This window comes from Oscillibacter sp. CU971, assembly GCF_905219725.1.
In the GTDB taxonomy this organism is placed as follows: Bacteria; Bacillota; Clostridia; order Oscillospirales; family Oscillospiraceae; genus Oscillibacter.
Genome location: NZ_CAJMXG010000262.1, coordinates 1 through 3556, shown reverse-complemented (window position 1 = coordinate 3556; position 3556 = coordinate 1). Strand labels below are relative to the sequence as shown.

The following is a 3556-nucleotide window of genomic DNA, read 5'->3' as shown; positions in this document are numbered from 1 at the left end:
ATATGGTCCCTTTATTGGACGTTTCCTTTACCTTTGTCTGTTTGTCTGGCTTTTACCGGCTTTAATCAGTGCTTCCTAAAATGTAATAAGGGAGGTTCCCTTCACTCATCCTCGCGGCATTTTCCGGCAGTTCCTGTAGCAGCGTCAGGAGAAAGGAGAACGCGCAGTACACTCCGCAGCCGCCGGTTAAAATCCACATTAGTTTTTCCAGGACTTCAATACGCTCAGCTTGCTGAACTGCTCCATATAAGCGCCCCCTTCTATCAGCTCACTTAGCGTTTTATGGATGACCGATGGGGAAATTGGGTGCTGCAGCATTCCGATCTATGTTTATTTCACAGTGAACTCCACCCCGATATACCGGTCAGAGGAACGGTTGTCTGGATCTACAACTTCCTTAACAAACAGGTACTCCCCCGGCTTCAAAGGGCCATACATATCTTCCCAGTTCACCGACAGATTGCTTTCCTTATAGTCCAGATTCGGTACGTTGTCCGGGGCAAAACCCATAACGATCAAGTGGGCAAACCAGTCCCCGCTGAAGCCGTCAATCCAGGCAACCTCCGTCCATGTCCGGCTGTTCTGATATACTTTTTGGGCAATATAGTATTGCTCTCCATACCCAATTTTAGGGATTCCCTCCTTGTGCAGAACCGCCATGGCCCCGGTGGCCGTAACGGTGGATGGGTCCACCGTCAGCCAAACGTGTTCGTCCTCCGTCAAGACCACCGGAGTTTCCTGACCGTTCAGCGACACAGTGGCGGGGACGTTCTTCCTGCCCCCCCAGAGGGTAGCCAACAGAATTGCCAGCGCCGCCAAAATGAGGAGTCTGTTTCTTTTCATATCTATCGCCTTTCTAAAAATTCATCTGGAACCAATACCAACGCGCCGTGATTCTCTCCGTTCGCTCGTGATTATCTCCATCCGTTTCTTCCCAACTCCAGCCGGTATCATCCCACACAAAATCCACCTCTGTGCCCTGAAACCCAATGGGGCGGTCATCCTCTGAATAGTAAAAGCCCTCATAGGCGGTGGCCGAACCGATGCCGGACCCCTTTGTGATAAACTCCACCATCCCAGCGGCCGGATACCAGGATATCTGCCATTCGATATAGGCTGTGACCCCCGGCGGGTCCGCCAACAGGCCGGTCGCAAACTGTTCCAGCGCCCCTTGGTTCGTCTGGACATACTCAATAATATCAGCTTTCTCGACGCGCTTTTGGAAAACCGTAGTATACAAGAATTCGGCGGCCGCTATGGCGCACAAGATACAAATTGCCGCAACAATTATCGGTCTTTTCATATGAGCGCTCCTTGTACAGTTTTGCTCACGCCAATGCGGGGACGAAGGTACTCCACCCGCTGCCGCCCCGCTCCGCATCCCGGTCGTCCGAGAGGGTGAACGAGTAAACCGGCTGCCGGAAGCCCTTGCTGTCGGTCAGGTATTGCAAGTCAGAGGCTGTAACCCGCACCCGCTTGAGGGACAGTTCATCAAACATGGGCACGTCCCGCCAGGAGAACCGGCCCGCGCAGAGCCGGTGATATGCCTCCTCGGGAGAGATGACTGCGGCGTCCCCTTGTAGAGTGCTGACAGAAAGGACGTTGTCTACTCTGAAAAGAACGCCGTCCTCAGCTGCCCGGCAAGCCAGTTCACCATCCGTCAGCACGCCGTCTTCCATTACGCTCTCCGCCCGAAAGGCGTACTCTCCCTTTTCCCTGTTTACCACAACGAAGCTGGCCGCGCTGGGTACGTCAATGCCCAGCTTTTCCAGAGCGGACCGGAGTTCGCGCTCCGTACCTGTTCCGCCTTTCTCTATATGGCGCAGATCGTTGTCTACCCGGTAATCTGTGTAGTGATAGGAGCAGTCTTTATAACTTACCCACAAGCTATATGTTCTGTGATCGGTGTAGGCGGCAATATTGTCATAATAATTCACATCCACATCTGGACTTCCGAGATCGGCCTCCACACCCAGCCGTTCGATAAACTCCACCGCAAAGGCGTCACAGCTTTTCTTCGTGAAGGGCTCCGCCCAATATACGCCGGACGGTCCCGGCTCATTAGACAATACGCATTCCCGCACCCACTCCACGCCTTTGGTATTGGCGGCATAGATCGGTGCGTCCGCCAAATTACCGTAGGGCTGAAGGCGGTAGGCCAGGCCCACTCCGGCCAGTACGGCTATGGACAGAACCGGGAGCACGGCATAGGCTCCGGCACATTTCCACCGCTTTCCTTTCAGACTGACAGCCAGCATGCACAGGCAGTACCCCAGCATGGCCCCCAGGATATTGCAGATCAGATCGTCCACATCGGCCTGTCCCCTGCCAAAGGTATACTGGAGCGCCTCAATTAAAAACGACGCGCCCGCTCCCGCCGCCAGCATCCAATACCACCGCTGAAACCGTTTCACCGACAAAGGGAGCAGCACTCCCAGGGGGAGAAACATGGCAATATTCAGCAGAGGGTTCAGCCAAGCCTGAAGGGCAAAGACGTTCCACGCCTCCCAAAAAGCCAAAAACGGGCGGAGCTGGATGCGCATTCGTATCCCGCCCCCCATGCGATCCATAAACGTGACCGCGGCCAGCCCGCCCAGATAGCACAGCAGAAGCAGGATCGCCGCGGCTTGTCCCTTTGGAAAGCGCGTCCCTTCCCGGCGGCATTTCCGATTCAGCGGAACAAGCAGCGCCGCGCCTGCGGCCAAACCCATCAGAGCGGGGGAATTGCCCGGCGGAAGATGTAGAAAATCAAACCAATAAAATCGTGCATAGAAAGCTCCTCGTTAATCAAAACGTCTATCCGGGGTCCCGTCTTCCAGCTCCTCGGCGTCCGCCGTCTCAAACCAGTCGAAAAAGTCGTCCTCCAAGCAACGGACCTCCTCACGGTTCCGATCATCATGAAGCATTCGGATCACCGTCTGTCTCTTTAATTGTCTCAGCGGGGGCCTTTATTTCCTCTTTCACTATAGAGTTTTCTGTTTAGTATCCATGGCCCACGCATTCATATCCGTAATTCCTCTCCCTCCTCCGCACGGCGNTCNAGTCNGCGCAGCCAGAGAAAATGTCCCGCAATCAGCGCCACCGTCAGGACCAGGGCCGTCGTATCTGCGGCTTTCCCCGACAGGCCCAGTCCTTTCTCGACCAGCAGATAGGACGCCAGCAGCATCTGAGGGAAAGGCGTGATTCCATAAACCAGCACGGCGAAGAGGATCAGCCTGCCTACAAGGAACAGCGCGGCAAGCAGCACCCCGCAGGTACCCCAGTACCATTTCAGCTCCCAAAGCAGCCGCCGCCCGCCGTAGAAGTACACCAGCGCGTCCAGCGCCGCCAGGCTCAAAAGCCACAGCGCCGTCAGAACTGCGGTCCTGCCGGGATAGTAGACCGTGCAGAGGCTGTGCGTCACGATATCCACGCTTGCGCAGAGCTGAAGGACGATCCAGACCGGCAGCACCGCGATAGTGAGGCGTTTTCCGGTTCTTTCAGAAGCTGTACCAATAGAGGGAAAAGTAGTATAATGAGGGAATGATACAGAAAAATGAGCGACGCAGCTATGCGA

The 3556-nt window shown here is 55.2% G+C and carries 4 protein-coding genes; all 4 read right to left on the bottom strand.

Translation table 11 applies throughout. From position 1 onward, the window contains the following. Window positions 1-330 precede the first annotated feature (330 nt). The 4 genes from JX325_RS13730 to JX325_RS18485 all read right to left on the bottom strand — a co-directional run bounded on the left by JX325_RS13730 (window position 331) and on the right by JX325_RS18485 (window position 2906). Window positions 331-843 (bottom strand): immunoglobulin-like domain-containing protein, encoded by a 513-nt coding sequence (locus JX325_RS13730; protein WP_204791660.1) that lies wholly within the window; start codon window positions 841-843, stop codon window positions 331-333. Between the two features lie 13 nt (window positions 844-856). After that, window positions 857-1303, bottom strand: coding sequence for a hypothetical protein (locus JX325_RS13725; protein ID WP_204791659.1), 447 nt, complete (start codon window positions 1301-1303; stop codon window positions 857-859). Between the two features lie 25 nt (window positions 1304-1328). Next, the gene (locus JX325_RS13720; protein WP_279380541.1) at window positions 1329-2711 is read right to left on the bottom strand and encodes a VanZ family protein; all 1383 of its coding nucleotides are present in this window, start codon (window positions 2709-2711) and stop codon (window positions 1329-1331) included. 72 nt (window positions 2712-2783) lie between these two features. After that, window positions 2784-2906, bottom strand: coding sequence for a hypothetical protein (locus JX325_RS18485; RefSeq protein WP_279380540.1), 123 nt, complete (start codon window positions 2904-2906; stop codon window positions 2784-2786). Window positions 2907-3556: the final 650 nt, after the last annotated feature.